The 25,920-nt window shown below is 68.4% G+C and carries 24 protein-coding genes and 1 pseudogene; 11 read left to right on the plus strand and 14 right to left on the minus strand.

Annotated features, from left to right (window positions below; all coding sequences use genetic code 11):
- Window positions 1-1,355: 1,355 nt before the first annotated feature.
- The 3 genes from SAVERM_RS00005 to SAVERM_RS43515 all read left to right on the plus strand — a co-directional run bounded on the left by SAVERM_RS00005 (window position 1,356) and on the right by SAVERM_RS43515 (window position 2,975).
- Window positions 1,356-1,904, plus strand: a complete 549-nt coding sequence (locus SAVERM_RS00005) for a hypothetical protein (protein ID WP_048894294.1) — start codon at window positions 1,356-1,358, stop codon at window positions 1,902-1,904.
- Window positions 1,901-2,377 carry a helix-turn-helix domain-containing protein gene (locus SAVERM_RS00010; protein WP_011109656.1) on the plus strand — a complete coding sequence of 159 codons (477 nt, stop codon included), beginning with the start codon at window positions 1,901-1,903 and terminating at the stop codon, window positions 2,375-2,377. Before SAVERM_RS00005 ends, SAVERM_RS00010 begins: the two co-directional genes overlap by 4 nt.
- Before the next feature lie 166 nt (window positions 2,378-2,543).
- Window positions 2,544-2,975: a hypothetical protein gene (locus tag SAVERM_RS43515; RefSeq protein WP_042492502.1), complete on the plus strand. Its 432-nt coding sequence runs from the start codon at window positions 2,544-2,546 to the stop codon at window positions 2,973-2,975.
- Between the two features lie 1,128 nt (window positions 2,976-4,103).
- Here the strand turns inward: SAVERM_RS43515 and SAVERM_RS00020 are convergent.
- The 3 genes from SAVERM_RS00020 to SAVERM_RS00030 are packed head-to-tail and all read right to left on the minus strand — an operon-like array spanning window position 4,104 to window position 5,144.
- Complete coding sequence (locus SAVERM_RS00020) at window positions 4,104-4,619, minus strand: hypothetical protein (RefSeq protein ID WP_011109658.1); 516 nt, start codon at window positions 4,617-4,619, stop codon at window positions 4,104-4,106.
- Between the two features lie 19 nt (window positions 4,620-4,638).
- Window positions 4,639-4,911 (minus strand): hypothetical protein, encoded by a 273-nt coding sequence (locus SAVERM_RS00025; RefSeq protein WP_011109659.1) that lies wholly within the window; start codon window positions 4,909-4,911, stop codon window positions 4,639-4,641.
- Entirely contained in the window at window positions 4,911-5,144 is a 234-nt protein-coding gene (locus SAVERM_RS00030) for a hypothetical protein (RefSeq protein WP_011109660.1), read from the minus strand. Before SAVERM_RS00030 ends, SAVERM_RS00025 begins: the two co-directional genes overlap by 1 nt.
- Window positions 5,145-7,137: 1,993 nt before the next feature.
- On the opposite strand from SAVERM_RS00030, the gene SAVERM_RS45660 reads away from it, so the two are divergent.
- Window positions 7,138-7,851 (plus strand): transposase, encoded by a 714-nt coding sequence (locus SAVERM_RS45660; protein ID WP_174514668.1) that lies wholly within the window; start codon window positions 7,138-7,140, stop codon window positions 7,849-7,851.
- Here the strand turns inward: SAVERM_RS45660 and SAVERM_RS42075 are convergent.
- The 3 genes from SAVERM_RS42075 to tpg (SAVERM_RS00040) all read right to left on the minus strand — a co-directional run bounded on the left by SAVERM_RS42075 (window position 7,817) and on the right by tpg (SAVERM_RS00040) (window position 10,216).
- A complete protein-coding gene (locus SAVERM_RS42075; protein ID WP_137951628.1) occupies window positions 7,817-8,179 on the minus strand; it encodes a hypothetical protein in 363 nt (120 codons plus the stop codon). The genes SAVERM_RS45660 and SAVERM_RS42075 overlap by 35 nt on opposite strands.
- Before the next feature lie 656 nt (window positions 8,180-8,835).
- Complete coding sequence (locus SAVERM_RS43525; protein ID WP_193427511.1) at window positions 8,836-9,519, minus strand: hypothetical protein; 684 nt, start codon at window positions 9,517-9,519, stop codon at window positions 8,836-8,838.
- 103 nt (window positions 9,520-9,622) lie between these two features.
- On the minus strand, window positions 9,623-10,216 hold the full coding sequence (gene tpg, locus SAVERM_RS00040) for a telomere-protecting terminal protein Tpg (RefSeq protein WP_011109665.1): 594 nt from the start codon (window positions 10,214-10,216) through the stop codon (window positions 9,623-9,625).
- A 129-nt stretch (window positions 10,217-10,345) separates the two neighbouring features.
- Here tpg (SAVERM_RS00040) and SAVERM_RS00045 point away from each other — a divergent pair, with 129 nt between their 5' ends.
- The 3 genes from SAVERM_RS00045 to SAVERM_RS00055 all read left to right on the plus strand — a co-directional run bounded on the left by SAVERM_RS00045 (window position 10,346) and on the right by SAVERM_RS00055 (window position 11,633).
- Entirely contained in the window at window positions 10,346-10,654 is a 309-nt protein-coding gene (locus SAVERM_RS00045; protein WP_011109666.1) for a DUF6300 family protein, read from the plus strand.
- Window positions 10,655-10,740: 86 nt separating this feature from the next.
- Window positions 10,741-11,103: a hypothetical protein gene (locus tag SAVERM_RS00050; RefSeq protein WP_011109667.1), complete on the plus strand. Its 363-nt coding sequence runs from the start codon at window positions 10,741-10,743 to the stop codon at window positions 11,101-11,103.
- A 2-nt stretch (window positions 11,104-11,105) separates the two neighbouring features.
- Complete coding sequence (locus tag SAVERM_RS00055) at window positions 11,106-11,633, plus strand: DUF6233 domain-containing protein (protein ID WP_011109668.1); 528 nt, start codon at window positions 11,106-11,108, stop codon at window positions 11,631-11,633.
- A 23-nt stretch (window positions 11,634-11,656) separates the two neighbouring features.
- On the opposite strand, the gene SAVERM_RS00060 is transcribed toward SAVERM_RS00055, so the two are convergent.
- The gene (locus SAVERM_RS00060) at window positions 11,657-12,217 is read right to left on the minus strand and encodes a hypothetical protein (RefSeq protein WP_242432145.1); all 561 of its coding nucleotides are present in this window, start codon (window positions 12,215-12,217) and stop codon (window positions 11,657-11,659) included.
- Window positions 12,218-12,309: 92 nt separating this feature from the next.
- On the opposite strand from SAVERM_RS00060, the gene SAVERM_RS00065 reads away from it, so the two are divergent.
- Entirely contained in the window at window positions 12,310-13,566 is a 1,257-nt protein-coding gene (locus tag SAVERM_RS00065) for an endonuclease VII domain-containing protein (RefSeq protein ID WP_037652379.1), read from the plus strand.
- A gap of 136 nt (window positions 13,567-13,702) precedes the next feature.
- Here the strand turns inward: SAVERM_RS00065 and SAVERM_RS00070 are convergent, their stop codons facing one another.
- Together SAVERM_RS00070 and SAVERM_RS00075 are read right to left on the minus strand one after the other, a co-directional pair.
- On the minus strand, window positions 13,703-15,061 hold the full coding sequence (locus SAVERM_RS00070) for a hypothetical protein (protein ID WP_011109671.1): 1,359 nt from the start codon (window positions 15,059-15,061) through the stop codon (window positions 13,703-13,705).
- A 9-nt stretch (window positions 15,062-15,070) separates the two neighbouring features.
- The gene (locus SAVERM_RS00075; RefSeq protein ID WP_011109672.1) at window positions 15,071-17,104 is read right to left on the minus strand and encodes an HNH endonuclease; all 2,034 of its coding nucleotides are present in this window, start codon (window positions 17,102-17,104) and stop codon (window positions 15,071-15,073) included.
- 157 nt (window positions 17,105-17,261) lie between these two features.
- On the opposite strand from SAVERM_RS00075, the pseudogene SAVERM_RS43995 reads away from it, so the two are divergent.
- Window positions 17,262-17,532: pseudogene (locus SAVERM_RS43995) on the plus strand (DUF6233 domain-containing protein); the annotation flags it as partial.
- 27 nt (window positions 17,533-17,559) lie between these two features.
- On the opposite strand, the gene SAVERM_RS00080 reads toward SAVERM_RS43995, so the two are convergent.
- Window positions 17,560-18,426, minus strand: a complete 867-nt coding sequence (locus SAVERM_RS00080; RefSeq protein ID WP_011109673.1) for a GNAT family N-acetyltransferase — start codon at window positions 18,424-18,426, stop codon at window positions 17,560-17,562.
- A gap of 369 nt (window positions 18,427-18,795) precedes the next feature.
- On the opposite strand from SAVERM_RS00080, the gene SAVERM_RS42960 reads away from it, so the two are divergent.
- The gene (locus SAVERM_RS42960; RefSeq protein ID WP_011109674.1) at window positions 18,796-19,674 is read left to right on the plus strand and encodes a hypothetical protein; all 879 of its coding nucleotides are present in this window, start codon (window positions 18,796-18,798) and stop codon (window positions 19,672-19,674) included.
- Window positions 19,675-19,767: 93 nt separating this feature from the next.
- On the opposite strand, the gene tpg (SAVERM_RS00090) is transcribed toward SAVERM_RS42960, so the two are convergent.
- Both tpg (SAVERM_RS00090) and tap read right to left on the minus strand, forming a co-directional pair.
- Window positions 19,768-20,325 (minus strand): telomere-protecting terminal protein Tpg, encoded by a 558-nt coding sequence (gene tpg, locus SAVERM_RS00090; RefSeq protein ID WP_011109675.1) that lies wholly within the window; start codon window positions 20,323-20,325, stop codon window positions 19,768-19,770.
- A gap of 12 nt (window positions 20,326-20,337) precedes the next feature.
- Window positions 20,338-22,596 carry a telomere-associated protein Tap gene (gene tap / locus SAVERM_RS00095; protein ID WP_174514669.1) on the minus strand — a complete coding sequence of 753 codons (2,259 nt, stop codon included), beginning with the start codon at window positions 22,594-22,596 and terminating at the stop codon, window positions 20,338-20,340.
- A 163-nt stretch (window positions 22,597-22,759) separates the two neighbouring features.
- On the opposite strand from tap, the gene SAVERM_RS00100 reads away from it, so the two are divergent.
- Window positions 22,760-24,598 carry a zeta toxin family protein gene (locus SAVERM_RS00100; RefSeq protein ID WP_011109677.1) on the plus strand — a complete coding sequence of 613 codons (1,839 nt, stop codon included), beginning with the start codon at window positions 22,760-22,762 and terminating at the stop codon, window positions 24,596-24,598.
- On the opposite strand, the gene SAVERM_RS00105 is transcribed toward SAVERM_RS00100, so the two are convergent.
- Window positions 24,562-24,840 (minus strand): hypothetical protein, encoded by a 279-nt coding sequence (locus SAVERM_RS00105; protein WP_011109678.1) that lies wholly within the window; start codon window positions 24,838-24,840, stop codon window positions 24,562-24,564. The genes SAVERM_RS00100 and SAVERM_RS00105 overlap by 37 nt on opposite strands.
- 30 nt (window positions 24,841-24,870) lie before the next feature.
- The gene (locus SAVERM_RS00110) at window positions 24,871-25,815 is read right to left on the minus strand and encodes an ETEC_3214 domain-containing protein (protein ID WP_042492508.1); all 945 of its coding nucleotides are present in this window, start codon (window positions 25,813-25,815) and stop codon (window positions 24,871-24,873) included.
- Window positions 25,816-25,920: the final 105 nt, after the last annotated feature.

A 25,920-nucleotide genomic window follows, 5' to 3' on the forward strand; every position in this document is an offset into this window, starting at 1 on the left:
CCCGCGGAGCGGGTACCACATCGCTGCGCGATGTGCAAGGGGGGCGGTCGCTGCGCTCCCGCTGCCCACGCGATGCGTGGGCGGATCCCTTCGCTGCGCTCCAGGATCCGGTGGGGCCGGCCGCGATGCGGCGCGGCGGGCCGCGCGGTGCGCGCCCTCGGCTGAGGGGGTGTCAGGTGCGGCTAGTGGGGTCTCCAGTGCGGGAGTTGGGGGAGCGCGGGGCGCTCCCGGCGGGTCCGCTGCGCTCCCCCGCCTGACGGTCCTTCCGGCTGCGCCTCCAGAACCTTGAGGCCCGCTGGCGCGGGCCGGGCTGGCTACAAGGGGGTGGGGGTCGCTCGTTCGTGTGGGTTTCAGTATAGCGCGTGCCTCAGGTTGATGCAGCATGTACCGTTGGCGGAAACACGGGACACCCCCCAACCCACCCGGACGGGACGCACCTTTTGATGGATGGTCAGCGACGGAATTCGGTTCACCCACTCACCCGAGGAATAACGAATTGGGAAGCTGCGGACCCGAGCCACAGAACGGGACCTCAGATATCGGAAAGCTTGAATTCCGGGGTGCGGAGGTACCGGAGCCGAACGGCCCCCGGGGCCGGGTGGCGGAACCGCCCACCGGCACCGGCCGCGCTTCCTCGCTTGTGAGCGTCACGGCCGGCACCACCCGAGACTCAGAGCCGCTGCTGCTGTCCACGACCCGCACCCGGGCGCGGTGCCGCACGCGAAGCGAGCTCAGCCACAGAGGCCGGCCCCACACGGTCCGCTGGTTGGCCACGGCGACGCACCCGCCGCTGCCAGCTGCTTCCTCCAAAGCGCCGTGGTGTGTCGGTGGTTGATCAGAGCTGCAAGATCAGGTATCACGCGCGCACACGCTCTAGAGGGGGAACGAGATTCCGCATCGCTCCAGGTCAGGGCGTTTTGGTGCCGCTGGGGGTATCACCCCGGGGTGATAAATCGAGGGGCCAGTTATCGCCCCGGGGTTATAAAACCACGTCGGTTTGTGCACCTGGGGGACATTGTGCGGATGGGTGGCGTGGTGCCGGGTCGGGCAGCTTGTGCACTGGGGGGACATTCGAGGTGGGGCGGTCGTCGCGGTCGCCCGCGGGTCGGCAGGGGGGAGAAATCACCCCCGGGTGATAACGACACGCCGAAAGTGCAGCTGGGGGACACGAAAGTGCACCAGGGGGACAATCGCGTATGCTGCCGTTGCCTGGCCCTACTGATCTTGAGGAGCGGACCCCCGCGATGACTGCACAGCCCCAGCAGCAGCCGCGCCGGAGGCCGGCCTCGCCCGGAGCTCCGCCGCCTCCGCCGCCCAGTGCGTTCCGGGCGCCGGGGGCCCTTCGGCGCACCAATGTGGTCAACCTGCCGGACGGCTACCGGGCCAGCGTTGAGCCGCCCGTCACCAGCGATGGCTTCCTGGGCGAGGACTTCGTCATGGACAGCCAGGAGTTCCTGTGCTGGCTGTCGGACTACTACCGTGACGACATCGTGACGCTGCGGCTGATCATCCGGATGATGGGGATCCAGAAGCCCGGCGGGACTGTCGAGGCGACCCAGAGCAAGCTGGCCGGGTTGCTGAAGGTCAAGCAGTCGCAGATTTCACGGTCGCTGAAGGACACCGGGAACCTCGGAGTCACTGCCAAGGTCAAGGCCGGGCTCTACCAGTTGCACCCGCGGCTGTCGTTGCGCGGCGGCAGGGTGCCGGTGGAGCCGAGGCCGGGTATGCGGACGCAAGGGACACTGAAGGTGGATCAGCTGTCGCTGCTGGACGCCATCGAGGACAATCCGGATCTACCCGAGGTGTTCAGGGAACTGCGGCAGCTCCCGAAGCCGGCGGAGAAGCCGCTCCGGGAAGACAAGGCGCGTGCCCAAGCCCGCGCTGAGGAGGATGGGACGTCATGACGATCGCTGTGGAGCCCGCGGCCCCCGAGTACGTCTGGACGGCCAACAACGCCCTCGTGTTCGCTCCGCGCGGCATGCCGCCGGCCTCTTACCCGGTGCTGCTCCACCTCCTAGGCCGCCAGGAGCCCGGCGGGCGCTGCCTGGTCACCCATGGCACCCTCGCCGCCGAACTCGGCATCACCCGACCCAAGGTGACCCGCGCGCTCCAGCACCTCGGCTTCGCACGGATGGTCTGGAAGGAAGGCAACGGCGCCTACCGCCTCAGCCCGCTGATCGCCGGATTCCGTACGCCCGCCGAACAGCTCCAGGCCATCGGTGCGATGGACGACGACGACCGCTTCGACCACCCGGACTTCCAAGAGCGCTACGAGCAGCAGATCGAGGCGTACGAGGAGGAGAAGCAAGCGAAGGCAGCCGAGAGGCAGAGGCGGCTGGAGCCGCCGATCGACCTCGCTGCCCGCCGGCGAACCTGACCCTGTCTCCTGGAAGCGGCGTTGCACCCCGTGCGGCGCCGCTTCCGTGCGTACACCGTCCCCCTCCTGGGGAAACCGCAGGCAGGGCAGCCCGCACGAGCGTTCCCGGACGGTGGTGCCGCGCGCCACCCGCCCGAGCGCCGGCCGACGCGGTACGAGTGGGGGCGTGACGTACAACTTCGGCCTCCACTTCACCCAGGAGCTGGGCAACAGCTTCGGGCCGCCCACCGACAGCTGGCCCGCGAGCGCGGAGCAGGTGACCCCGTTCTTTGCGATCGTTGTCAACGTGCTGGGCACGGACGACGCGGCGCGGTGGTTCGAGGCGGCCCGCAAGGCGCACCAGCGTGTGGTGGTTGCGGAGCGGGACCGGACCCACCACTTCGGCTTCGCTCACCACCTGGACGTGGAGACCGAGGCGCACCAGGAGCCCACTCTCCCCGTCGTGGCCGCCTTCGAAGCGACGAAGGCGCTGTACGAGATCACCCGCCGGGACTCTGGTGTCGACGTCGACGTGTTCTTCGGCTGCGCGCTGCGGGCGTGCTCGCGCGGCAGCGGCCGGACCGACAGCACACCGGTGGCAGCAGGCGCGAACGCGTAGCCGCCCCGGACGCAGCTGGCCGGCTCCCTGCAGTCGAGCGAGAGTTCGGCTCCTAGGCTGCAGGCGTGTGGACGCGGGGACAGCGCGGCCGGTGTCGGACGGCTGTCAACGGGCGGGCGGTAGCACCAGGTAAACCGGCTTGTTCTGGAGCAGCAGAACAGCCGACGACGGCTCGGGGCGCACACGCTGCGTGCAGCAGCTGTGCATAGATCTCGCGCGGAACATCGCAGATCTGCGAACTTATGCAGCTGCCGGGACGGGTCCGCAGCCCTGCTGCTGGCCCCGAAGCAGCGGGCTCCCGACTGCCTGCAGCGAGGCCGTGCAGCGAGCAGCTGCTGCGCCGGCTGGGCGGGCGTGCTGCACGTGCAGCACCCGTGTGCCGTCCGGGTCGTGCGATTACTGCGCCACAGTGCCACAGTCCCCGACCCCGAGCAGCAACCGGCGTTGCACCCTCCACCACCAGGAGCAGCAGCCGGTTGCGCAACGGACGCTGCACAGTGCAGGCCGGGAAGGGTGCAACGGACTGCAACGTGCAGTCGGTGTGCATCCGATTGCAGCAACGGCGGACTTCACCTGGAGTGCCGGCACCCGGCGACGACGGGGCCGATCGACACCGGCGTTGCACCCCAATGGTGGTTAGTACAGATAGCGGTTCTGTGCGGGTAGGTAATCCCTTCTCCCTGAGAGCAGAGCTCGGTCCGGGGAGAGCCGGGAGCCACGGGAGACGACGACGGTGGCGAGACGATCGTGGAGCCGCTCCAAGGGGATCAGCGGCACCTCCGACCCCTAGAGGCGCTGTACGGCTCTGTGAGCGCCTCTGGCGGCCTTGATCGCCGCTCGGGGAGCCTGGAGGGCCTCAGAACGCCGCAGGCGGCCGTAGAGGGCCGGGAAGGATCATGCGCGCCGGGCACCGGCGGTTGTCGTCACGGGCGAGGGCAGATGATCGGTTCCCGCGCTGCGAGCTCTGCTCTCAGGGGGGAAGGAGAGACAACCCGCAGGTAGGTACTACAAGTACTTACCTACATTGGGGTGCAACGGCCGTCCTCGGGCCGGGCCCGGCGGGAGCCAGTGGCGCAGTACCAGCTGCGACCCAGAGGCGGCAGTCGGCTGATGGTGCAAGAGCCTCGGCTACAGGCGCTGGGCGAGGGTCTCGCAGTAGGCCAAGGGAACGGTCGCCTGGTACAGGTTGCCCTCGGCTGCGTTCCTGGAGGCCATCTCAAGCATCATCGCGAGGCTGTGCAGCGTCTCGTCTCCGTCGCCGGTGTCTTCGCCCAGGCGGGCGCGCAGTACGCGGTCGGCCTGGTCCAGGACGTCGGGCCAGACCCCGGCGTACGTCTTCGGGTCCACCCCGGTCAGGGGCGTCAGCCACAGGTCGGCGTGCGACTGGAGCAGCTGCTCGGCCGACCGGTAGTCCAGGACGGATCCGCAGGACAGGCGCAGTCCGTCGGTGTCGGCGGCGGTGCCCGGCCACCCGGGCAGGGCACCGGAATGGGCGGGGCACAGGAGTGCGAGCCAGTCCGGCGGCTCCCCCGGCGCGGCGGCGGGGCCCTGCCGGAGCGTGGTCGGCGTGGCGGGGCAGTCCAGCACCTGGCGGAGCCCGGTGAGCTGTCGGCCGGCGGTGAGCTGGTTGATGTCGGACGGCACCTTTGGGCTCCTTCGGCGGCTAGACCTCGATGTACGCGACGACCACGACGGTGCGCAGTGCGGTGACGAAGTACAGGACGCGGACGGACTCGACTTCGTCGGCGTACTGGCGTAGCTGGGGGCCGGCGGTGTCGCCGGGGATCGGCTCGCCGACGTCCGGGTCGACGGAGATGACGACCAGGGCGCGGTCCAGGGCGTGGATCTCCGCTTCGCTGGTGATGTTCTCCAGCTGTTTCGCGGCGGAGTCGGAGAAGGCGATACGGGCGCGGCGTGGCCCGTGTACCGACGGCATCAGGCGACGGCCGGGCGCTGGGCAGCGAGCCGGGCGAGGTGGGCCTCGCGCAGCTCCTCCCATGGCGTGCAGTCCTCCACCGAGGGCAGCCCGTTGGCCGCGATGTCCTCGAGGACGGCGGCGAACTGGTCGGCGTTCTCGCGGGTCCTGGCCGCGTATGCGCGCACCGCGTCGGCGGCCGCGGGCTCCAGCTGCTGCCGGGCGTGGTCGGCGGTGGCCGGCTGTTCGCTCATCGAGGGCTCCAGGAGGGCGGAACTGGCGTCTGCTCCAACGGTATCGGCCGCCCCCGGTCCTGGGGACCACTCCGGACGAACCCGGCCGTACGAAGGTGCAGGACCCACGTGGACCCAGCAGCCGTTGCTGATCGTGTCCGCCAGCGAAAACGCCGGTCTGGGGACCCAGGGACCCAGGTTCTGGGGCGGTTGCTGGGTCCAGCTGGGTCCGCCCGCGCGATGACACAGATCAGCTGAACAGTGACACAGATGAGTATGCCCACCTGGGGAAACGGGGGGTTGATGACACAGATGACACAGGTCTGCCGGACTGTTCAGGCTGGGACGCCGGGCACGGCCTGGCCGTCCGTGACCTGGAGACGGGCGGTCATCGGCCGTCGCACACCACGTACCGGCCGTCGCCGTCGTTACTGTCCCGTGCCGCTGGTCCTTGACCGGTTGCCAACGAAGGCTGACGGACGGCGCTTTGTGCCGCTGAAGACTGACCGACCAGGTCAGAGCGGGTGAGCCACCTCTGCGTAAAAGCGCATCCGGCGTCGTCGTCCGCCCCCTGATACGCAGCGGGGGAAGCCCGGGGACCCTGTCACCGGATCGCCGCGTGGGGCTGGCTGTATATGGCCGGTACCGGCGGTAACGGCTCACGGTCCTGCAGAGACGAGGCGCGCCTTGTTGCGGCCGGGCCGGTGTCCCTAGATTCCTCCGCTTTGACGGGCCCAGTGCGAGGGCACACCGACCAGCCCGCCACGCTCAAGGGGTTCTTGCCATGTCAGTACGCACACGTCTTCTCGTCGTAGCCACAGTGGCTGCGATTGTCGAAGGGTTGATCCTCGCGGGATGCTCGCCAACCGTCGCCGTGACGGTGGCCTCCGGCATCGTGCTCGTCTCCAGGGAGGTTTGGATGCCGGCAGGCCCGGAGGGTCGGCGTCGGGCCCCCCGCAAGCGGACCGAAGCGCCGTCGCCTGAGTCGGAGAACGAGTCGAACCACTCTGGATAACAGCAAGAAGCAGGGATCTGCCCGTTCCCCGGCTAGCTGCAGGTCTCGTTTCGGTCCGTGTGGACCAAGACGGTCCGTGCAGGCCCGGTACGGTCCTTGTACGACCCCCGGGCGACCCAGGGGCGGGGGCTGGGGCCCCGCCGACGTCGTCAACGACGATCTTCTTCGCCAGGTTCACGGAGATGGCGCCGTCACCCAGATCCATGGGGTGCGCGAGCATACGCACGCTCTTGGTGGCGGACCCAGGAACCGCGCTTGATGGTGGGGTGGCGGTCTTCAGGGCGCTGACCTGCACGGTCAATCTGCGGTGCGTTCTGTACTGCTCATGAGTGCGCGCGAGGCATGATTCAAAAGTGTCACGCTCCGCCCTCGAATCCCGCCCTGGAGGGGCTCACGGACCCCGGGGAGCGGACATAAAGGGGCATATTCGAGGCGGCGTGACACTTTTCCGGGGGAGCGTGACGGGCGGTGTCACGCTCACGCTCTGTCAGCGTGACACCTTTCGGAGTGTCCTCTGACGCTGAACATGGACCGATTGCCAGGGAAGTTGGACAACCACTACGTTCCTGCCAGTGATGTCGGACCGAGAGGGCTGGGGGCAGGGTGGGGGCACCGGCTCTTGCGTACGGGGACGCCGCGTTATCGGCCTTTGAGCTGGACTTTCTTGAGCACGGGCGTCGACGCCGACAGTCCTTGGGCCAGGGGTGGAGTACGCCGTTCGAGGCGGTGGAGCCCGTCCGGGACTTCCGCTGGCGGTCGACTTGCTCGGGGACCGGCGGGACGTCGCCGACGTAGAAGGCTGCGGTGCCGGACAGGGTGTCCTCCCGGCCGTACTGCCGGATGTTCTGGAAGAACAGGTTGAGCGCACCGATCCTCGTCTTCTTCATGCCGTGCCCGCCGGGCTGTGACATCACGTGGGCGAGGTAGCGCTCCAGCAGCGGCCGGTCCACCTCCGCGAGCGCATCAACGCCGATGAACGCGAGGAATCCGCCGAAGCAGATGAGCGCGTCGACCCCGGCGCGGGCTGCACCGATGCTCAGCCCGGACGTTAGCTACGGCATCGCCACCCAGACCCTGCCCAACGGCTACTGCGGACTGCCCGTTCAGAAGACCTGCCCGCACGCCAATGCTTGCCTGACCTGCCCAGTCTTCCTCACCGGGCCCGAGTTTCTGCCGGAGCTCCGCGAACAGCGCACCCGCACCCTGACGTTGATCGACAACGCCAAGAGCTGCGGTCACAGCCGCATGACCGAGATGAACCAGCAGGTCGCCGACAACCTCGACCGCATGATCGGCGAGATGGAAGACGACCAGGAGACTGAAACCTGCACCAAGGACGCCCTGCGCACGCGATGGCAACGCAAGGCCGCCCCACCCGCTCCTGTCGTCCGGGCCTGTCGCGCATGTGAAGCGCCGATCCTCTCGGGGCCGGCGCACAAGCCCTGCTGCTCGAAAGAGTGCAGCTACTGGGCCTACATGAACCGACGACGCGATCGTGGCCTGCCGCGGTCAGTCGCTGTCGCTCCTCCACGCCAGCAGCCCGCCGACTGCCTGGTCTGCGGAATCCTGCTTCCCGAACGGAGGTCCCAGAGTCGCCTGACGTGCTCGGCTTCCTGCCGGATGAAACGCTACCGAGCACGGAGGAAGGAACGGCTCGGCATATCGCCTGACCAATGCATCAAGCTTCCATCTTTCGCAGAGCATCGACGATAATCGGGTCGAAGCGATCCGGGCTGCGGACAACGTCATCTTCACCTTCGTTGAGGACTTTTATTTCCGCTGCTTGTCCAGGTCGGCGCCAAATTCCCCGAATCTCCCAGAATGCGGCTTCGCCGTCTGTCATTATGACAGACACGGACACCTCTTTCGATTCCTCGCCTTGCTCGCCTTCTCTAATCACCCACTCCCTAGCTCCATGGCGGAACGCTCCTGCCACATGCACACCCCAGTTCCCCACACCATGATTCTTGACGGCGTGCTCCACGGCCTTGGAGACGGCGCTCTGCACTTCATCGTCCTGTGCTCGATAGAGGAGAGTCATTGCACCTCCCACTCGCTTTGGTGTTGCACGGCTCTAGCGGGCACGCCCTCCGAAAGAAGGAATTCAATCCCCCCGGCCTCATGGAGCCGCGGTCCGCGAATCACGGGAACCTCTTGCGGATCAATGAGTGCCACGTACTTGCGTAGCTTTTTGGGTTGCGGAAGCTGTAGTAGGCGAGCGGCATCCTCTGGGCTGTAGGGGGTGATTGTCGCATAAACTTCACCCTCCATCCCCTTCCGAAAGTCCCTCTCCTCGCCCGGGAATAGATAGGTGACAAGTAGGCGCCCCCGCAGAATCTCGGGATCTAGCGGTGGAATCTTCCGCAAGTCTTCCTCGTGACTTATCGCGTCTCGCAACATGTACTTGTCCAGCCTCGTTGCGAGATGGCCACACGACCCCATGACGTTCACATCCTCTCGCCACCTCTTCCATGGTGCGGGGGCGCAGAGGTACGCGCCATGCGTAGCGGCTGTCCGACTTCCCTGGCAAACGGTCCAAGTTCGGTGTCAGAGGACACGGAGGCGCGCAGCTCCCCGTGATGTCACAGGGTTACAGATCGCCTCCCGGAAACGCGTCTGCCTGGGGAAACGGCCTCATAGGCTCACAGGTAAACAGGGTGAACCGGGCATTTCTGGCTTCAGCCCTCACAGGGCTTGTCACATCGAACGCCAGCTGGTCGACGCCGGCGCCCAGCGCGAGGTGGGTGAGTTCGGTGAGCAGTGCGGCGTGGGCGAGCAGATGCGTGGCGAGCAGATGCGTCGGCAGCAGATCGGCGGCGGCTGCGCGGGCGGCCGGATCCGCGTAGTGCCCGCGGTGCGCGGCCAGGACGTGGGCGAGCCACGCGTCGACGTCCTTCTGCACGTACAAGCCGGTCCGCCGGGTGAGTTCGTCCCGGGCGGCTTCGTCGCCCTCGCGGGGCTCGGTCTGCTCCAGCGTGCCGAGCTCGCGCAGCGCCTGGAGCTCACCGGCGCGGGCCCGACCCGGGCGGCTTCGCGCAGCTCGGCTTCCCGGGCGGCGGCGGCCGCGGCTTTGGCGGCGAGCTCCTCCTGGACGCGCGGGTCGGCGTCCGGGTCGTAGACGGTGTTCGGGGCCGCGTCGGCGAGCAGCTGGTCGATGCGCTCCCACTCAGCGAGCTCCGCCCGGCCGCGTTCGTCGTCGGCGAGGTGCTCGTGCCGCGCGTCGAACCGGGCGTCCTCGAGGGCCTGCGCGACGGCGCCCGCGTCCATCCCCTTCGCGCGGCGGCGCACCACACGCCGTCCGATGTGGGCGGGGTCGACCGGCTCACGGGGCGCGGCCAGCGGGGCGAGCGGTCGGCGCAAGGTGCGCCGGGGCGTGGTCATCTTCGGCCTCGCATTCGTGGTGCGGATTCGGAGCGGACCGCCGCCAGAGCGCTGTGCGACGGCCCGCGAATAAGGTTTATAGCAGGCCCTGAATTCCGGGTGGTCAGAACTCAAAATCTATCGACCGCACGTGCGTGAAATCTGCTCGGAGGCCGTCGGCGCGGGTGCCCCACTCCGTGAAATACGACTCGGTGATGGCCTCAGCGACGATCGGATGCAGGTCTTCCTCTGTCGCACCGGCCTCCTGGAGCTGGAGGATCTGCGCGGCGTAGGTGGGCGAGATCGGCGTGGTGATGGTGCGCTCGCGGCCGTCGTCCGAGCTGCCCGTGCAGGTGAATCCGAAGTAGGCCGTCACCTCCACCATCATGCCGCTGGAGGTCGCCGCTCGCTCCCGCGCCTGTGCCCTGACCTGCGGTTGCCACTGGGATTCGGTCTCCTCAACCAGGGCCGCGTGGAGCTTTTTCTGAGGCTTCGTCTGCTGTCCGGCGCGGTAGCGCTGCACGGTGCGAGACGAGACGCCCAGTTGTTCGGCGAGGGCCTTCGTGGACTTCTTGGCGCGCGTGTAGAGGAATTCAATCTGGGCCTTCGCGGATTTCGGCGCGGGCCGGGTGAACACCTTGCGCTCCGCCCGCTTGAGGGCGTCCAGGACCCTGTTGCGGCGCGGGGCCAGCGGCTGTGTGTCGTTGCTGTCGATCATTCCTGCAGCAGACACCCGTTGCCCTGTGGACAGATTCCGCGGCCGGTGCCCCACCATCGCGGGTGGGGTTGACGGCGTCGATCAGCGGGTCTTGGGTGGAGGGCCACGTCCAGAGCAAGGGGACTGGCCATGGAGCTGCTCAGGTTCTCCGACCGGCTACCGCAGTGTTCACGCTGCCGGGGCGACCTCATCATGAGTGGGGTGGCGCCGCAGAACGACAAACACGGGCGGCCGATCCACCTGGAGCTGTGCCCGGTGTGCGACACCGGCGACGTGGACCGCCCGGCGGCCGGCCTTCTCGTGCAGTGGTTCGCCGACCGTGGCGGTCATGACGAGAGTCGCGTCCAGGAGGGCTCCCACCTGCTGATGGAGTGGACGAGGGAGTGCATGGCTGTCCACGGCTGGTACTTGCAGGACACCCCGCCCGACCAGCCCTGAGCCGTCATCGGCAGCAGCTGCCGGGCGCGCGGTGCCGCCGCGTCGTACGGACTGGACGGCCGCCGGCTCGAACTACTGTTGGGGCCGTGGCGACAACGTACGACTACCCCGGCGACCTCATCGCAGCGCAGCAGGCACTCACCCAGGTGCGGGCCGACCTCACCGCCCTGTACGAGCGGCTGCCGTACTCCGTCGAACCGATGGAGGCCTGGCAGCGCCCCGAGGGCTACTGGCTCGCCACCTCCCGCGCGTACCCGGACTCGCCGGGCTGGTCGGAGCAGGAGCGGCGGGAGGTCGCCGCGCTGCGCGAGCGGGAACGCGACCTCACCGCCGCGATCGTCACGCACGCCTTCTGGAACGACGTCGCCGGGCCCGAACGGCTCGATGCCCGTTCCCAGCTCAAGCACGCCCTCGCACGTGAGGACGGCGAGGGCCAGGAGGCGGCGTAGCCGTGGCGGACACGCCACCCGAGCCGGAGCCGCCGCCCATCATCGTGGTTCTCCCCGACGGCCAGGAGGTCACCGGCCGCCTCCAGGAGCGCCAGCAGGTCCAGGGCGCCTGGCTGTACAAGGTGGCCGTCCCGGCCTGGCAGAACACGCCTTCCGGGCAGGTGGAGCCCGCCTGGTACGTGGTGTGGGTGCAAGCCCCCGGCCATGTGAAGCCCGTGCCTGGCGTCTCATACAACAATGTCCCCACGACCCGGCTGCCACCGCCGACGACGGAGCAGCAGATCCTCGGGGAGCGCCGACCGTCCGGATGGGTCCTGCAGAAGCTGAACGGCGGCCGCGGTCCCGGCCGGGGCATCATCCACGCCGTCGACTGCGAGGAAGCATCCGCCGGGGCACCGCTGCTGACTCTGGACAAGGCGCTGGACGCCGCAGAGCAGCCCGGTACCCGGTTGTGCTCTCTGTGCAGCGCGGCCGCCGAACTGGACCCGGTACTGAAGGGCTTCGACCACGGCTTCGACGGCGAAGAGTAGACCCGCGCGGCGGAATGGGGTGATCAGCTGCGGGTGACGGTGAAGCCGGTGTCGTTGACCGCGCGGGTCCACACGTTCCGATCGAACCACTTGCTGATGTCCGGCTGCATCTCGGTGATGACGCGCATCCGGTCTTCCCAGTCGTGGCCGGACGGTCCGCGGCTTTCCTCGCACCCGTCGCAGCCGTCCTCACCGTGGATGTGGCCGGCGATCCAGGCGTTGACTGCCACGTTGACGATGACGCCGTACAGGTCGCCGCCGGTCTGCGCGAGGGCGTTGGGAACGCCGGCGAGGATCAGCGCGAGCTCGGGATTGTCCACCGGCGGCATCGGCGCCTGGCCCGCACCCTTGCGGGTGCTGCTCTCCTCGAAGCTGCGCGAGCTGTCCGCGAGGCGAGCGGCGAGCGCGGCCGCGTCGAAGTACCGCCAGGCCGACCGCACCTGGATACCGAGGCGGTCGGCCGCCGTGCGGACGTTCTTCTCAATGGTGTCCTCAACGGTCGCCGGGGCGAGCGTCACGCCCTGGTGGGCGAGCTCCGCCAGGGTCTGGGCAACGGCTTCCTTGAACGCCTTCGTGTTCCGCACGACCACAGCGTAGGGGAGCTCCCCCGCTCCTCTCTGCCGAACTGAACTGTGCACGCAGGGCGTTGTCAGTGGCTGCTGTCACTATCCGGTTTATGCCGATCAGCCGGGAGTACGCGCGCTCCCTCTTCGCGGACCTGACGCAGAGCGCCACGGTGCCGCTGGACCCTGACGAGCTCCTCCACATGCCGGGACTGGCGCAGCACGGCCACGTTTTCTTCGGCGACATAGCCGTGCGCTGCTACAAGCACAAGGCGCGCTGGATGTATGACGAGCGGGACATCCGGCGGGCCGGGCAGGCATTCGCGGAGCTGCGCCTGGACCTGGACGACGTTGTCGACGTCCAACTGCCCGCGTACCGCGACTTCGGACAAAGCGACCCGGAGGAGTGGCAGCGCGTCGACTGGCGGCGCCGACTGGTGTCGTGGATGTTCGGGCTGGCCCGCCACAAAGCCCACGACGGGATCCCGTACGACGAGTGGAACGACGCCTGGCAGCGGGTCGGGGCGAACGGGCTGCCCGGGGATCTGACGTGGGAGGAATTCGTCGCTGCCAGTAGCCGCTACCGGCACTCGCAGAACATGGCCGGCACCCGACCGCTGGAGCTGCTGACCTGGTCCGGGAAGAGGTGGCTTCTGCCCCGCGCCTACATCGAGCTCCTGGACCGCTGGGCGCAGCGGGAGGAGGAACTGGTCAACCGGGCCCGGGTCTGCTCCTCCTGCGGCGCCCAGGGCCCGTACTGGGACGGCTGGCGGACATCAACCAGCAAGGGCTACGTCACCAGGTGCCCACCGTGCTCCGGAGCGGCCTTCCGGCCCTACACCGGCCAACTGCGCGGAGTGCAGTACGAGTCGCCCCGCAGGCGCAGCACCCGGGCCGACGACTACCTGTGCCGTCTGTGCAAGAAACGCCAGGCGTCAGCGTGGGATCACTGTCACGAGCACGGCCATGTCCGAGGACCGCTATGCGGTAGCTGCAACACCCGCGAGGGCAAGGCCACGCCGTACTACTTCCTCCAGCTCGAAGGCGGCACGCTGCACCTCCTGGAGTGCCGCGGCTGCCTTGAGCAACGGACCCTGCCGCGCCGGTTCCACCTGGACGTGGTCCGCGCGCACCTGGAGCAGACCGAGCGGCACGGGCGCTGCCGCAGGCAGCCGTACGCCCGCGAACTGGAGCACACTCACGGTGTGCACCGGTTCCAGCTGGAGTGCAGCGGCTGGCACGCGGTCAGCAACTGGACGAAGGACGTCACGGCGTCCGAGGTGACCGCACTCGTGCGGGCCTACGTCGACGCGGCGCTCACCGCGCAGGAGAGCCAGCCTCCTCCCGGCACGGCCACGGACGCCGGGTGACCGCCGCGCGGCAGTGTCGTTGAGCACGGCATCGCGTGCATGCCCCCCCCACCCCCGCGGATACGCGAGCGAGCCCCGGACCACATCGGTTCGGGGCTCGCAGGCTGTTCGGGCGCGGCTGCTACAGATCGAGGTGTCACCCGACTACAGGAGCCGACGCTTCCGCGTTCGGGTCCGCGATGGAGCTGGCCAGCGCGTTGATCCTCTGCTGGAGTTGCTTGATGCTTTCGCGGACGTCATCGTCGATCACCGTTGCCAGTTGCTGGGGGTCGATTGATTCGATGCCCTTCGCGGTGGACTTCAGTGCCTTGAGGTACTGGGTGCGCTGTTCAATTGTCTGGAGGTCCCGATCGGACTCCACCGTCTCCTCGATGGCTTCCCGTACGGTTTCGTATGCATCGGTGACGCTCTCAGGGGTCGCCTCTGAGTCTTCGACGGCTGCCAGGCACGCGGAAACTTTCTGGCGGGCCTGGCTGGTGAGCTCGATGATCTGGCCGGCGGGGGTCTTGGCTTTCCCGTCTGTGGCGACTTGCCGTACGAACTCGATGCGTTCTGCCTTGCGTGTCTGGGCCGCGGCTTCTTTGCGGATCGCCGGGTCAGACATCGCCTGCGCAACCACTGTGGCTCTGAGTTCCGTGCGTCCCATCAAGGCATCGCGAGCGGCTTCGGCTGTCTTGGGGTCGCCCAGGATCGCGGTGCGCATCGCGGCCGGATTCTTGGCCACCTTCATGGCTTCGGTGTAGCTGGTGCCTGCGGCTTTGGCTTCCTCCGCGATGCGCTCGCGCCGGTCGGTGCTCTGTTCGTAGACGGTGAAGTAGTCGCCCCAAAGGTTCGCGTCGGGCAGGTCAATCTCTTGGCCCGGGGTCAGCTGGTCGAAACTGGGGACTTTACTGTCTGCCGCCGCACGTTCCCATGCACGGTAAAAGCGCATCACCCGCGCAGCAGAGGTGCCGGCCATCTCGGCGAACCTGCTGGCGGATACCTTCTCGGCATCCCCATCGTCGACACCCCACGTCTCGCTCGGTCGGCGCCCGACTGCGCCGGGCTGGACGTTGCGGGCGACCAAGAGCCCGAAGACCCATCCACCGCTTCGGTCATAGGCGCCGAAAACCCGGGCATCGCGGGCGACGGGGTCGCGTTCGGGGTCGGGCCCGAGGAGCCGGGTGACCTCCGCGCGCATGGCGTCCATCTGCTCTCGGATGCGTGGCACGCCTTCGTGTGGATGCCGCAACTGAAGCAGTATGCGGACGTTCTCCACGCTGGCGCCAAGCCCGAAGGGGGGGTTCGCTTCGATGAACTCGGAGAAGCTGTTGAATGGCTTCTCCTGGTTGACGCCGGAGGGGACCTTCTTCCAGGTTCCTTCCGCCATGACGGCTGCCAGCAGCTCCAGGAAGCCGATCGGCGTGCCACCGTTGCGTTCCAGGGAGTCTCGGAGCTGGTAGACCTGATGCTGCTCCTCAGTGAGATAGCTGTTTGATTCGACTCGGACGGTCATGGAGCTCTCCTACTTGAGGGCCAGTGCAGCACGGAACCTCCTGCTGGCCTTCTCTACGGTATTGGCGTTCGCTGCCGTGCAGCCGGCAGCCTCGTTCACGCGTGCCGTCGCTTTCATCGCAGCGTCCCGGTAGCCGGCGTCTCCCGGCTTCACACCGCCGCGGTACAGATACTGCCTGATCGTGTCTGAAGTTTTGGAGTTGAAATCGGCGATCTTCTGACGTTCGGTCTTCGGGGCCTCCGTGGGCGGCTCCGGTTCCGGTTCGGTGCGCGGCTGGGGGACCGGGGTCGGCTGCTTGAGCATCATCCCGGCCATCTCGATGATCTGCTTCAGCTTGGTGACGTCTTCTGCGGCGTCGACAGCTCGCTTCAGCGTCTCGACCATCAGCGTCTCGTCCGCGTCCATGTCGAGTTCGTTGCTTGAGGCCCTGGTGGTCGTGGCGACCGCGGAGTCGATGTAGGAGAACTCTTCCTGGACGGCGTCTCCGGGCTCCTCGCGCTCCTCTTGTTCCCGTTCCTCCAGGACCTTCAGTCCCCGGTCGTTCTCCTCGCGAAGGAGGTCGAGGAAGCCCTGCATCTTCGGGTCGTCCGGGGCCACGATCAGGCAGGTCTGTTCACGGGCCGGTGTGCCGTCCCATACGCGCAGGCCGCGGCCGATCAGCTGCATCAGGTGGCCGCCGTCGCGGTAGTGGGTCAGGATGCCGACGACGGTGATGGTCTTGCAGTCGTAGCCGATGAACGCCATGCGCACGGTCACCAGCAGGTCCATCGGCTTGACCTTGAAGTCCTGCAGGATCTTTGAGGCGCCGGTGTCGGATGACACGGCGAGCGCCACGCGGAGGTCGGGGTAGCGCTGTTGGAGGTACTTGTAGACCTTCTTGGCGTCCTGCTGCTGCATGCAGGAGATCAGGCCTCGGTAGGAGGCGTGAAACTTCTGCTTGTCCCGGATGGCCCTCACGACGTCGTCGACGAGGGGCTGCCAGGTCTTCTCGTCCCTGAGCACGGGTACGAGTTCGCTGCCGTCGTCGGACAGGTTGTACTCGAGGACGCTGTCCCCGCGGCCAGCATCGTCGGCGAGCGTGCGCTTGGAGACGCGCGCATTGGTGAGGCGCATCTCGAACTTGCGCAGGTAGCCTTCCGCGATGCCGTTGGAGTACTTGGCTTCCGCGTGGTGGACCAGGACCTCACGCTTGGGGTCGGTCGGGTGGGGCTCGTAGTCAGCCAGCACCAGCCGCTGGTTGTCTGCGCGGTTTGGCGTTCCGGTCAAAAGCAGGGTGTGCCGGGCGTACTCGTGCATCTGCTTGATCAATGCGCCAGCGCGGGTACCGCCCTCGCCGGCGTCGGGGTCGGTCGTGTCGCCACAGAACTGCGCCTCGTCAGCCACGAGCAGGAACCGGCCCTGATGCTTGGCCGCCCATTCCAGAAAGACCGACTCGTTGGTGACCAGCGCGCTGTAGGTGGAGATGAAGCCGCTTCCCGGTTCGGTTACCGGTGTGAGCGGCTTTTCTTTGATCTTGTGGCGGATCATCCCGATGCGCTTGGTGCTGTCGAACAGCAGGCAGTCCCCCTTCGTCACAGAACCTTGGCTGTCCCGCTGCATCCAGTCGGTCTCGCACTGCTCGGCGAGGGTGACCCGGGGGGCGAAGACCGCCACGTGGTCGATCAGGCCGGCCCTGAAGAGCCTGGTGGCTGTTGCCTGGTAGGTGAGCGTCTTTCCCGACCCGGGAGAGGCAAGGACGGCCGTCAGGCGCTCACCCGCATGGATACGGTCAAAGACTTGATCGATGACCTCCCGCTGGAAGGGCCGCGGCGAGAATTCGTCGGTGTACTGCACCCCACGTCCTTTTCCTTTGTTGCACTGCGCACACAGTGCTTGCCCGTTCTCGATCACTGTCCGGCCGCCCTGCACCCAGGGCACCATGTGGTCGGCCTCCCAGCCGTCCAGCAGCGGTGCACTGCACGTCTCGCACCGTCCTTCGGCGAGGTCGTACAGGATGTTGCGCTGGTTCTGGGTGAAGAACCGCTGAGGATCCCGATCCGCCACTACAGCTCCCTAAGTCCCCCGATATGCACCTCAGTTGCCGGTTCGCAGGCTACAGGCGGGGTCTGACAACGAGCCGTGTACTGAACGGGATTGACCGATCATCACTTCTTTCTGATCGGCGGACGGGCCGAAGGACAGGTCGGCAGGCGCACAACGCACTGAGCGCCTGGAGAAGCCGTCGACGGTCCGCGAGATCCTAGGGCCGCGCCGGCACTCCGGCTGGCTCCTGCAGAAGCTGGGCAGCGGCCGCGGCCCCAGCCAGGGCGTCATCCACGCCGTCGACTGCGGGGAAGCACCCGCCGGGGCGCCGCCGCTCCGGACCAGGCATTGGGCGCGGCGGAGCACCCGGCGACCGGCTGTGTTCCCTGTGCGGCGCTGCCCTCGAACTCGATCCCGTGCTCCGGGGCTTCGACCACGGCGGCAACTGACGGACGTACGAGGATCCGGGCGCTGCCTCAGTTACCGGACTGGCCCAAGAAGGCATCGAACATGGCGCGGGTGCGCTCCGGCCCGTACAGGGTCATCTGCTGCTGGACGAGGGCCTCGATGCGCTCCTTGACTTTGGTGAGCTCCTCCGGCGTGTCCAGGTGTGTGGGATCGAACGGCTCCTCGACACCGACCACCGCCGGGAACGGCTGGTCTGCCGTCCCGATGTCGTAGGCGCGCACCTCTGGGACGAGCGGCAGCACGATCAGGCGGGAGCCCTCCGTCAGGTTGAGCGCGGCAGCGGAGGGCGCGTACAGGTTGCCGACCTTCTCCCGCAGGAAGAACGCGGCCATCTCCGCCGGGGAGACGATGAACCCCCACCTCTCGTACATGTGCGCCAGATCGTCGTCCCATACGTAGCCGGTCAGCAGCCGGCGGCCGCGCCGACGCTCGATGTCGGCGGCTGCACGGACCAGCTGCCGGCCGATGCCCTGCCCGCGGGAGGCGGGTGCCACAGCCATAAAGGCCAAGTGCGCGCTGACCGCGTTGACCCGGTCGAACATCTTGCGCTGCATGCCAACCTGCTGGGCATACAGGTTCTGATGCGCTTTCAGGTCGGCCAAGTCGTCGCCCGGCTTCGAACCGAGGTTGCCGCCCTGGACCAGCACGGCGCCCAGCAGTGTGCGGCGCCGCTCGAAGACCAGGAAGCGGAACGGCTCGGCGTACCGGGCCGTGTCGACCCCGCTGTCGAGGAGATGACAGGACGCCGCCAGCTGCATCCGGTCCTGTTCATCCCGGGCCACCTCCGCGAGCAGGGTCCGGACGGCGTCGCCTTCTCCGACACGAGCCGGGCGTACGCCCGACGTCTCCCCCTTGCGTGCCTTGACCCGCCCCATGTGTGTCTCCCTCGGTGTCGGTGGTGCGCAGTGTTCCGGAGAAGCAGCTCACCGTCGTTGCTCCCGTCCAGAATCTCCCCGGCTGAGCCGTTGCGTGGCAGATCCCGCGAAAGATCCTTCGGAAGGCTTGAGCCTCGTTGGGTGTCGCATCGGGTCCATGCGCGGGCGAGCCCCGGACCACGTCGGTCCGGGGTGACTGAGCGCCTCGGTTGGCGAGTTGAGCCCGCCGGTGCAGCTGTGTGCTGCTCCGGGCGCTGGTCCCACGGGGTGCGGCGCCGCTCGTGTTGGGTCCGTCCGATCAGGCTGTGCTCGTGCGCCGTCGGGTCAAACCGATAGTCCTCGTTCCCGTGTCCGGAGGATGATGCGCGCATGCAGTCGGGCAACGAACTTCCGAACGACCGCCGGGCCGAATATTTCGGACAGTGCGCGGTGATGATGCTCAACGCGCTCCGGCAGGAGAATGACGCGGACCCATTTTCCGAGGTCACCAGCGTCGACCTGTCCGCGGAAACCGAGCCCGGGCACGAAGGAATCTACGACCAGGCCCTGTCCAACGCCCTAGCCGCGATCGTCGCAGCAGAGTGGCCAGGGGAGGAAGCGAATGACAAGGGCCGTGTGCACTTTGCGAGGACCCTGTTGAAGGTGATCGCCGAGAAGATCACGCCCGACCCGACGACAGGCCTGTGCGTCATACCTGATCGCGACGCCGACGTCCGCTCCCCGTGGGAGAAGCAAAACCGTGCGCCTGAAGGCTTCTGGGACACCCGGATCGACGTTGACCTCCTGACCGATGCGCTCGATGTCAGCGGTCAGGCCCGCCATGGAAGCGGAACGGGACGCTTGCAGCGCCGTCACGTCCAAGCCCTGCTTGCCCTCGACCACCACCCCACCCTGAGAACGCTCCTCGAGGCCCAGTCTGACCGCGACGACGAACGGGCCCAGGACGAGGACGCGCGGTCGGCCGATCAGGCGCGCGCTCTGCTAGAACTCATCGGTGATGAAGAGGCCAAGCGCCGTGCGGAGTCGGCCGAGAACCCCAACGAGTACCACCCCAAGCACAACCCTGACGGCCACGACTTCGAGGAGTGCCCGGTGTGTGGGTACGAGACCTTCTGTATCCAGGGCTTGGACATGTCGGGGCGGGTCGGCTTCGGGCAGTGCATCGTCTGCTCGTACAGGCGCAGTCCCCGGGTCGCTGACCAGGAAGGCTTCGGCGAGCACCTCGCATGGCTGATGGGAAAAGACTGAAACTGAACGCTCAGCTCGCCAAGTGTCGCGCTCCCTCGCCAAGTGATGCGCTCAGCTACATCCGGGGCTCGCGGGCTGTTTGGGGTATGGCTGCTACAGCTCGAACTCGAGGTGCTCGATGTCCGTGAACCGGACCTCTTCCAGGCTTCCGGCGCGGCGGCCGCCGTCCTGGAAGTACACCTCCTTGAGCGCTTCGGCGGCGATCTCCTGGAGTCGGGCGTCGCTGGCGCCGGCCTCCTGGGCGTCGAAGAGGCGGGCGGCGTAGACGGGCGGCAGGGCTACGGTCAGGTGCCGGATGCGGTCCTGGTCCGTCGACCCGATCGGCGCGGTGTAGCCGAGCCGGGCGCGGGTGTCGACGACGATGCCGCCGGTGGTCGCCGCCTTCTCCCTCGCCTTGGCGCGGATCTGCGGCTGCCAGCGGGCCTTCACCTCGCGCTCCAGGCGCGCGGCGAGGTCGGGGCGGGGCTTTTTGATCTGGTCTTTGACGTACCGCTCTACGGTGCGCTGGGAGATGCGCAGCATCTGGGCGACCGCCTTGGTGCCCTTGAGCTGCTTGACCAGGTACCGCATCTGCGCGCCCGCGCTCTTGGGCGCTGGGCGGGTGAACGCCTTCTGCACCGCGGCGTCCAGGCCGTCCCCGAACAGGCTCATCGTCGCCTTCTCCTACTCTCCGTTGTCGACGTCGGTGACGGTGCCGTCCTTGATGTACCGGGCGAGGTTGAGTTCCGGGGCGTTGAACCGCTCGCGGACCTCTTCGCCCCACAAGACGCTCTGGGTGCCCTCGTGCTTGACCAGGCCGGGGTTGATGCCGAGCTTGAAGCCGCCCGGCAGCGGCTTGCCGTCCCGGTAGGGCAGGAAGTCCAGCGGGCTGGTGCCGTCGGCCGCGTAGACGACGCAGTCGGACAGGACTGCGATCGGGTACTGCCCGGTGAATGCCGCGTGCTTGACGATCTTGCGGTGCAGGTTGATCCGGGTGCGGGAGATGACCGCCGCGCGGATGTCGGGCCGCCAGGTCGGGCGGGACAGAGCACGCCACGGCCCGCCCGGACGCCAGCCCTCACCCCGGGGCCGCTCGCGCAGCTTGCCCAGGCCGCCCTTCACCGTCGCCTTGACCGCGGAGACGACGATCGCCAGCTCCGGGTCACGGCCGCGGTAGCCGTCCATCGCGGTGAGGAAGTCGGCCGGCGACAGGTCGGCGTCGACTCCGAGGTCGGCCATCGTGGCGAGGTACGCGTCGCGCAGCCGGTTGTACCAGCCGTCCAGGTAACGGCCGTTCTCGTAGCGGACGTACGCCTCGAGCGGCGTGACGTCGTAGCCGAGCTCCACCGCGTACGCCACGGTCGGCGTCGCGTACCAGGCCGGGCCCTCGGGGCGCTCGCCCTTCGGCGTGAACGGGCTGGGCAGCAGACTGCCGTCCAGGTCCGCCCACTTGTCCTTGCCGAGCTTCACCCTCGACAGGTCGACGTGGGACAGGTCGACCAGCCACGAGCCGGGCAGCTTCGGGTCGAACACCGGAGCCTTGACGTGCGTCGGCGCACCGAGGCCGACGACCAGGCCGTTCGCGCCAGCGGCGAAGGCCATGTTCACGTCGATGCCCACCAGGTGCCGCAGGGTGCACTCGGCATCCGTCATCGGCCGCGCCCAGTCGTACGCCTCCTCAAACAGCTTCTCGCCGGGGCCGCGCACGTGGAACCGCGGCAGGTCCTTGAGGAGCGGGTGCCCGTCAGGGGCCTCGCACGGCGCGCAGTCCACCGGGTCCTTCCCGAGCGAGCCGGGGTTGTGCTCGGAGTGCCGCTTGCCCGTCGCGTCGGCCTCGGAGGCGCGGGTCGGCGGGTGCAGGGCGGTCATCAGTTCCAGGCCGGTCACGGCGGTCGATCCGCGCGGCGTCATCACCCGGGACGCGTACACGCCCAGCACACGGGCGAGCTCCGCTGGCGGGAGCTGCCCGGCCTGGCCCCAGTGACGGGTGTCCAGCGCGTTCCACGACGGAATGCACAGCTGCACGCAGGCCCGCTCCGAACCCTGCGCGGGACGGTAGATCCGCGCCCACGGGCCGAACCCGCGCTTCGTCAGCTTCCACTCCGCTCGGGCCAACTGCTTGATGACCTTGTGGCCCTCGGGGATCCGCCCGGCGAGCCGCTCCTCATCCGTGAGGGTGGTGGGCAGGCCGTAGCGCTCCAGCGCGGACTGGGTGAGCACAAGCAGTGGGTCGGCGTCCTTGCCCGGCCCGGACAGCTGCGGCTGACCGAGCTTGGCATCCTTCAGGGTCCAGTCGACCAGGGCCGGGATGGACTTGGCGGGCACGTCCAGGACCAGGCCGCCGACGCAGTACGCGAGGACCTGGCCGTCGGCGTCGACGTCGACGACCGCGATCGGACCGTTGGCAAAACGCGGGTCGGTGCCGGCCGGAGTGTTCGCCGGGGCGGCCTTCCGCGCAGCCGGGCGGCGCGACGTCGACGACGGCCTGGCGGTGCGCGCCGGACGCGACGCGGCAGCCGGAGCAGCGGCGTTGTCGGTGGGGCGGGGCTGGATGTTCTCAGAAACAGTCATGGTCGCAGCCTCGGAGGCCGGGGCTGTGGACAGAGTCCGCGCTTCCGGAGCCACGGGGACGCTCGTGAACGTCTCCGGGACCTTGGCCGTGACACCGGACGGGGCGTCGGCGTTGTCCGTGGGAGCCGGGTACATCGCGGCCCATCCGTCCAACAGGTGCTTGTACGCGGCGAGGCGCGGTGGGCGGGGCATCGTGCGGCCGGTCTCCCAGCCATTGACGGTCTCCCGTTTCGTCTGCAGCGCGATCGCCACATCCTCCTGGGTCAGACCTGCCGCTTCACGCAGCCGCTTCCGCTCGGTCGGCGGCGGCAGCAATGGGCCGCGGGCCAGTAGCTCTGCGGCCCGCGCCATCAGTTCTTCTTCCGTGGGCATACGGCGACCTCCTACACCCACCCTACCGAATCTCACATTGGAAATCACATCGAACGTCACTTTGAACGTAACTTTTCAGCTCACGCGAGTGTATGATCACGCTCGTTCTGCGATCTCGCGCCCGACAGAGGCCAGGGCGCGGCACCCGTCACCAGGAGGAACGGTGGAACAAGGAACAGCCAGCGGCCCGGCGGTTCTCTCCGAGCAGGAGAGTTCTGAGGTGCTGCACCGGCTGATCCTCCCGGCAGCGACGCGAAGCGCCGTCCGGCAGCCCCGGCCGGTCGTGGGTGTCGTCGCCGGGCAGCCCGGCGCCGGGAAGACCGAGATCGCCGACCTCGTGCAGGCTGTGCTGGACCGCCGCGGCGGCTCCGTACGCGTCGGCCGGGACCTGTACCAGCCGTTTCACCGCCACTACGCCGACGCCCTGGCCGCCGATGTCCGCACGGCCGGAGCGGTGGTGCGCCCCGATACCGCGCGCTGGCAGGCCGCCGTCGAAGCCCACGTCCGCGAGATGGGCTTCGACGCGGTGGTGGAGTCGGCGCTCGCCGACTCAGACGACTTCCGCACCTCGTCTGCCGCCTACCGGGCCGCCGGGCACCGGATCGAGGTGGTGGCGCTGGCCACCGCAGAGGCCCTGAGCCAGCTCGGCATCGCGGACCGCTTCCTCACCGAGGACGCTGCCGGCGGCGGCCGATATGTGTCCTGGGAAAACCACGACGGCTGCGCGACGAACATGCTGGCCACGCTGGCCGTCATCGAGACCGAGCAGCTCGCCGACCGCGTCACCGTCGTACGGCGCGACGGCACCGTTCTCTACGCCAACGAGCTGACCGCCGAAGGTGGTTGGCGGCGCCGGACGGCTGCGGATCGAGTGGTGCGGCGGGAGCGGTCACGGCCGTGGACCGCGCCCGAGACCGCCTCTTTTCGCCGCGAGCTGGCCCGCACCGACCGGCGCGTGCACGCCGAACTCGTCAGCGAGGACCGGCGCCTGGCCGTGCAGCGGGACACCGAGCGCGCAGCCGCCTGGTCCGAGCCGGTCCGCCGCATCGCCCAGCCCCGCAGGCGCGCGCCCGGCGTCGACTACCACCGGCTCTCGCCCGACGAACACCGCTGGATCTTCGAGGAGCTGATCGCCCCGTCGTACCTAAACTGCGTTGTGCCCCGCGACGATCCGCGCGCCGTGTACGTCCTGGGCCAGCCCGGAGCGGGCAAACTCCTGGCCGCCAGGATGGTCCGCCGCGCCATGCGGCCCGGTACGACCCGCCTGGTCGGCGACGACTTCAAGGCCTCGCACCCCGACTACTACCAGCTGCTGCGCGACGATCCCCGCAGCGCCGGGGCAGCAATCCGAGCCGACTACAAGGCGTGGTTCGCCCAGGCTGAGGAGTACGTACGCCTGCGGCGCGGCGACGTCCTGATCGAGGCCGCCCCCGGCAACGCGGAGGAGTTCATCGACAGCGCCCTGCCGTTCGCGACCATCGGCTATCCGGTCGAACTCGTGGTCCTGGCCGTACGGGAAGCCGACAGCCGGCTCGCCACCGCGCTGCGCTACGCCCGGGCGCTGCAGCGCGGCGGCACCGGCAGGTTCACCACACGCGCCGGGCACGACACCTGCTTCCGCGCGCTCGCCGACGTCGTCGCCGTCGCTGAGCGGCACCCGCAGATCGCGGCCGTGACCGTGATCCGCCGGGACGGCCACGCCCTGGTGCGCCACGAGGCCGGCGGCGCCGGACGGGCGTCGTGGGCGCTGACGGCGGAACGGCTCCGCCCGTACACCGAGCAGGAGGCCGCCGCGTTCCTCCGCCTCCACCAGGCGCTGCGCCGGGCGCTCCCGCAGCACCGGGCTGAGCTGGACGAGATCTCCGCTCTCGCCCGGCCCCTGATGCCGCCTCGGGTGCAGCCGGCCCGCATCGACCGGCCGCGCCCGACCGTCTGGCCCCTGCCGATCCCACGACGGGCCCCGGGCTATGACTCGCTGAGCTCCCTCAGCCGTGCCGCATAAACGGCGGCGATCCGCTCCGCCTCCTCCGGGTCGGCGGTCGCCAGCTGCGCCTGGTCGGCGAGCGCGGCCTGACGGCCGGCCTTCAGCTCCTCGATCCGCTCCTCATCGGGCACGGGTGCGCGGCGCTCCGTGATGATCTGAGTGTTGTACCAGTTCACCACTTCCTGGACGGCGTCCTCTGCCGCTTGTTCCTCGCCGCCTCCCAGGCCGGAGAAGTCGGGCTCATCTGGTGTACCGGGCATGGCAAACTCCTTTTGATCTTGAGTGGGCGGTTATTGTCCCCGCTGCCTCAGAGCCCTCGCCCACCACGGTCTCTGGCCCTGCTGTCTCCTCTCCCAGCGGCGGTGTTTCAGCGCCCAGCGCCACGCCCTGATCCGCCGATGAATTCGGCCGATGCGGCTGTCGAGCACGTGATACTCGGGATCGGCCAGCCGGACCAAGTCCTGGTCGACGCCCAGGGAAAGACCGAAGAAGGTGCCTTCCTGGACTTCTTTGAACAGGGCGACGCCGCTGACGACGACCGTGTTGATCGGCACGCTCCCCCGGTACGCCGCGCGGGGCTCGGGCAGGAGAAGCGTGTGACGGATGTCCGAGGGGTCGAACCAGTCGTCAGAGACGGCGAAGGCGTTGGAGCCGAAGTCGTTGACGCCGACGTACCACGAGCGATAGCCACCGACGTTGCCGAAGTAGTGCTCTTCGAAGTAGCCGTAGCGGCGGTTGCCGAGCCAGGCCCGATGGATGACGGTGCTGTCGTCGGAGAGAGTCGCGAAGGTGCTCTTGCCCAGCCGGATCCGCGTTTCGTTGACCCGTATCCAGGGCCTGAACCACCAGCTGGTCGTGGTGATCCCGTACATCACCACGACGTCGTCCTCACACCAGGTGACCAGGTAGCAGAGTCTCGACAGGAGCCAGGTCCGGACAGTGAGCTCGACTTTCCGCTCCCCGTCATCGGCTCCTTCGGGCTGCTCATCCGGGGCGAGTCGCGTGGCGTGCAGCGTCGACTGCCACCTCGGCTTGTCGAGCAGGGACTCGACATAGTCGTGCCGGACGCCCGGGGTGATCTTGCGGAGACGGGTGGTGACATAGCGCCGGCGGCCGACGGTGCGGCGCCATCCCTCGGTCAGCGTTTTGGTGAGGGTCCAGCTGGCGACCAGGACTCCCGCCGCCTGCCAGAGGTTGAGGGTGGTGCTGTACCAGGGCTCGGGATCGGGCTTCATCGCTGAAGGATGCCGTACGCCCCAGGCCCCGCAGCAGTCTGCCGCCCTGGAGCGGGGCGGACTCCCCAACAGGAGTGCGGCGGGCATAAGTTGGATCCCGCAGGT

Source organism: Streptomyces avermitilis MA-4680 = NBRC 14893, from assembly GCF_000009765.2.
In the GTDB taxonomy this organism is placed as follows: domain Bacteria; phylum Actinomycetota; class Actinomycetes; order Streptomycetales; family Streptomycetaceae; genus Streptomyces; species Streptomyces avermitilis.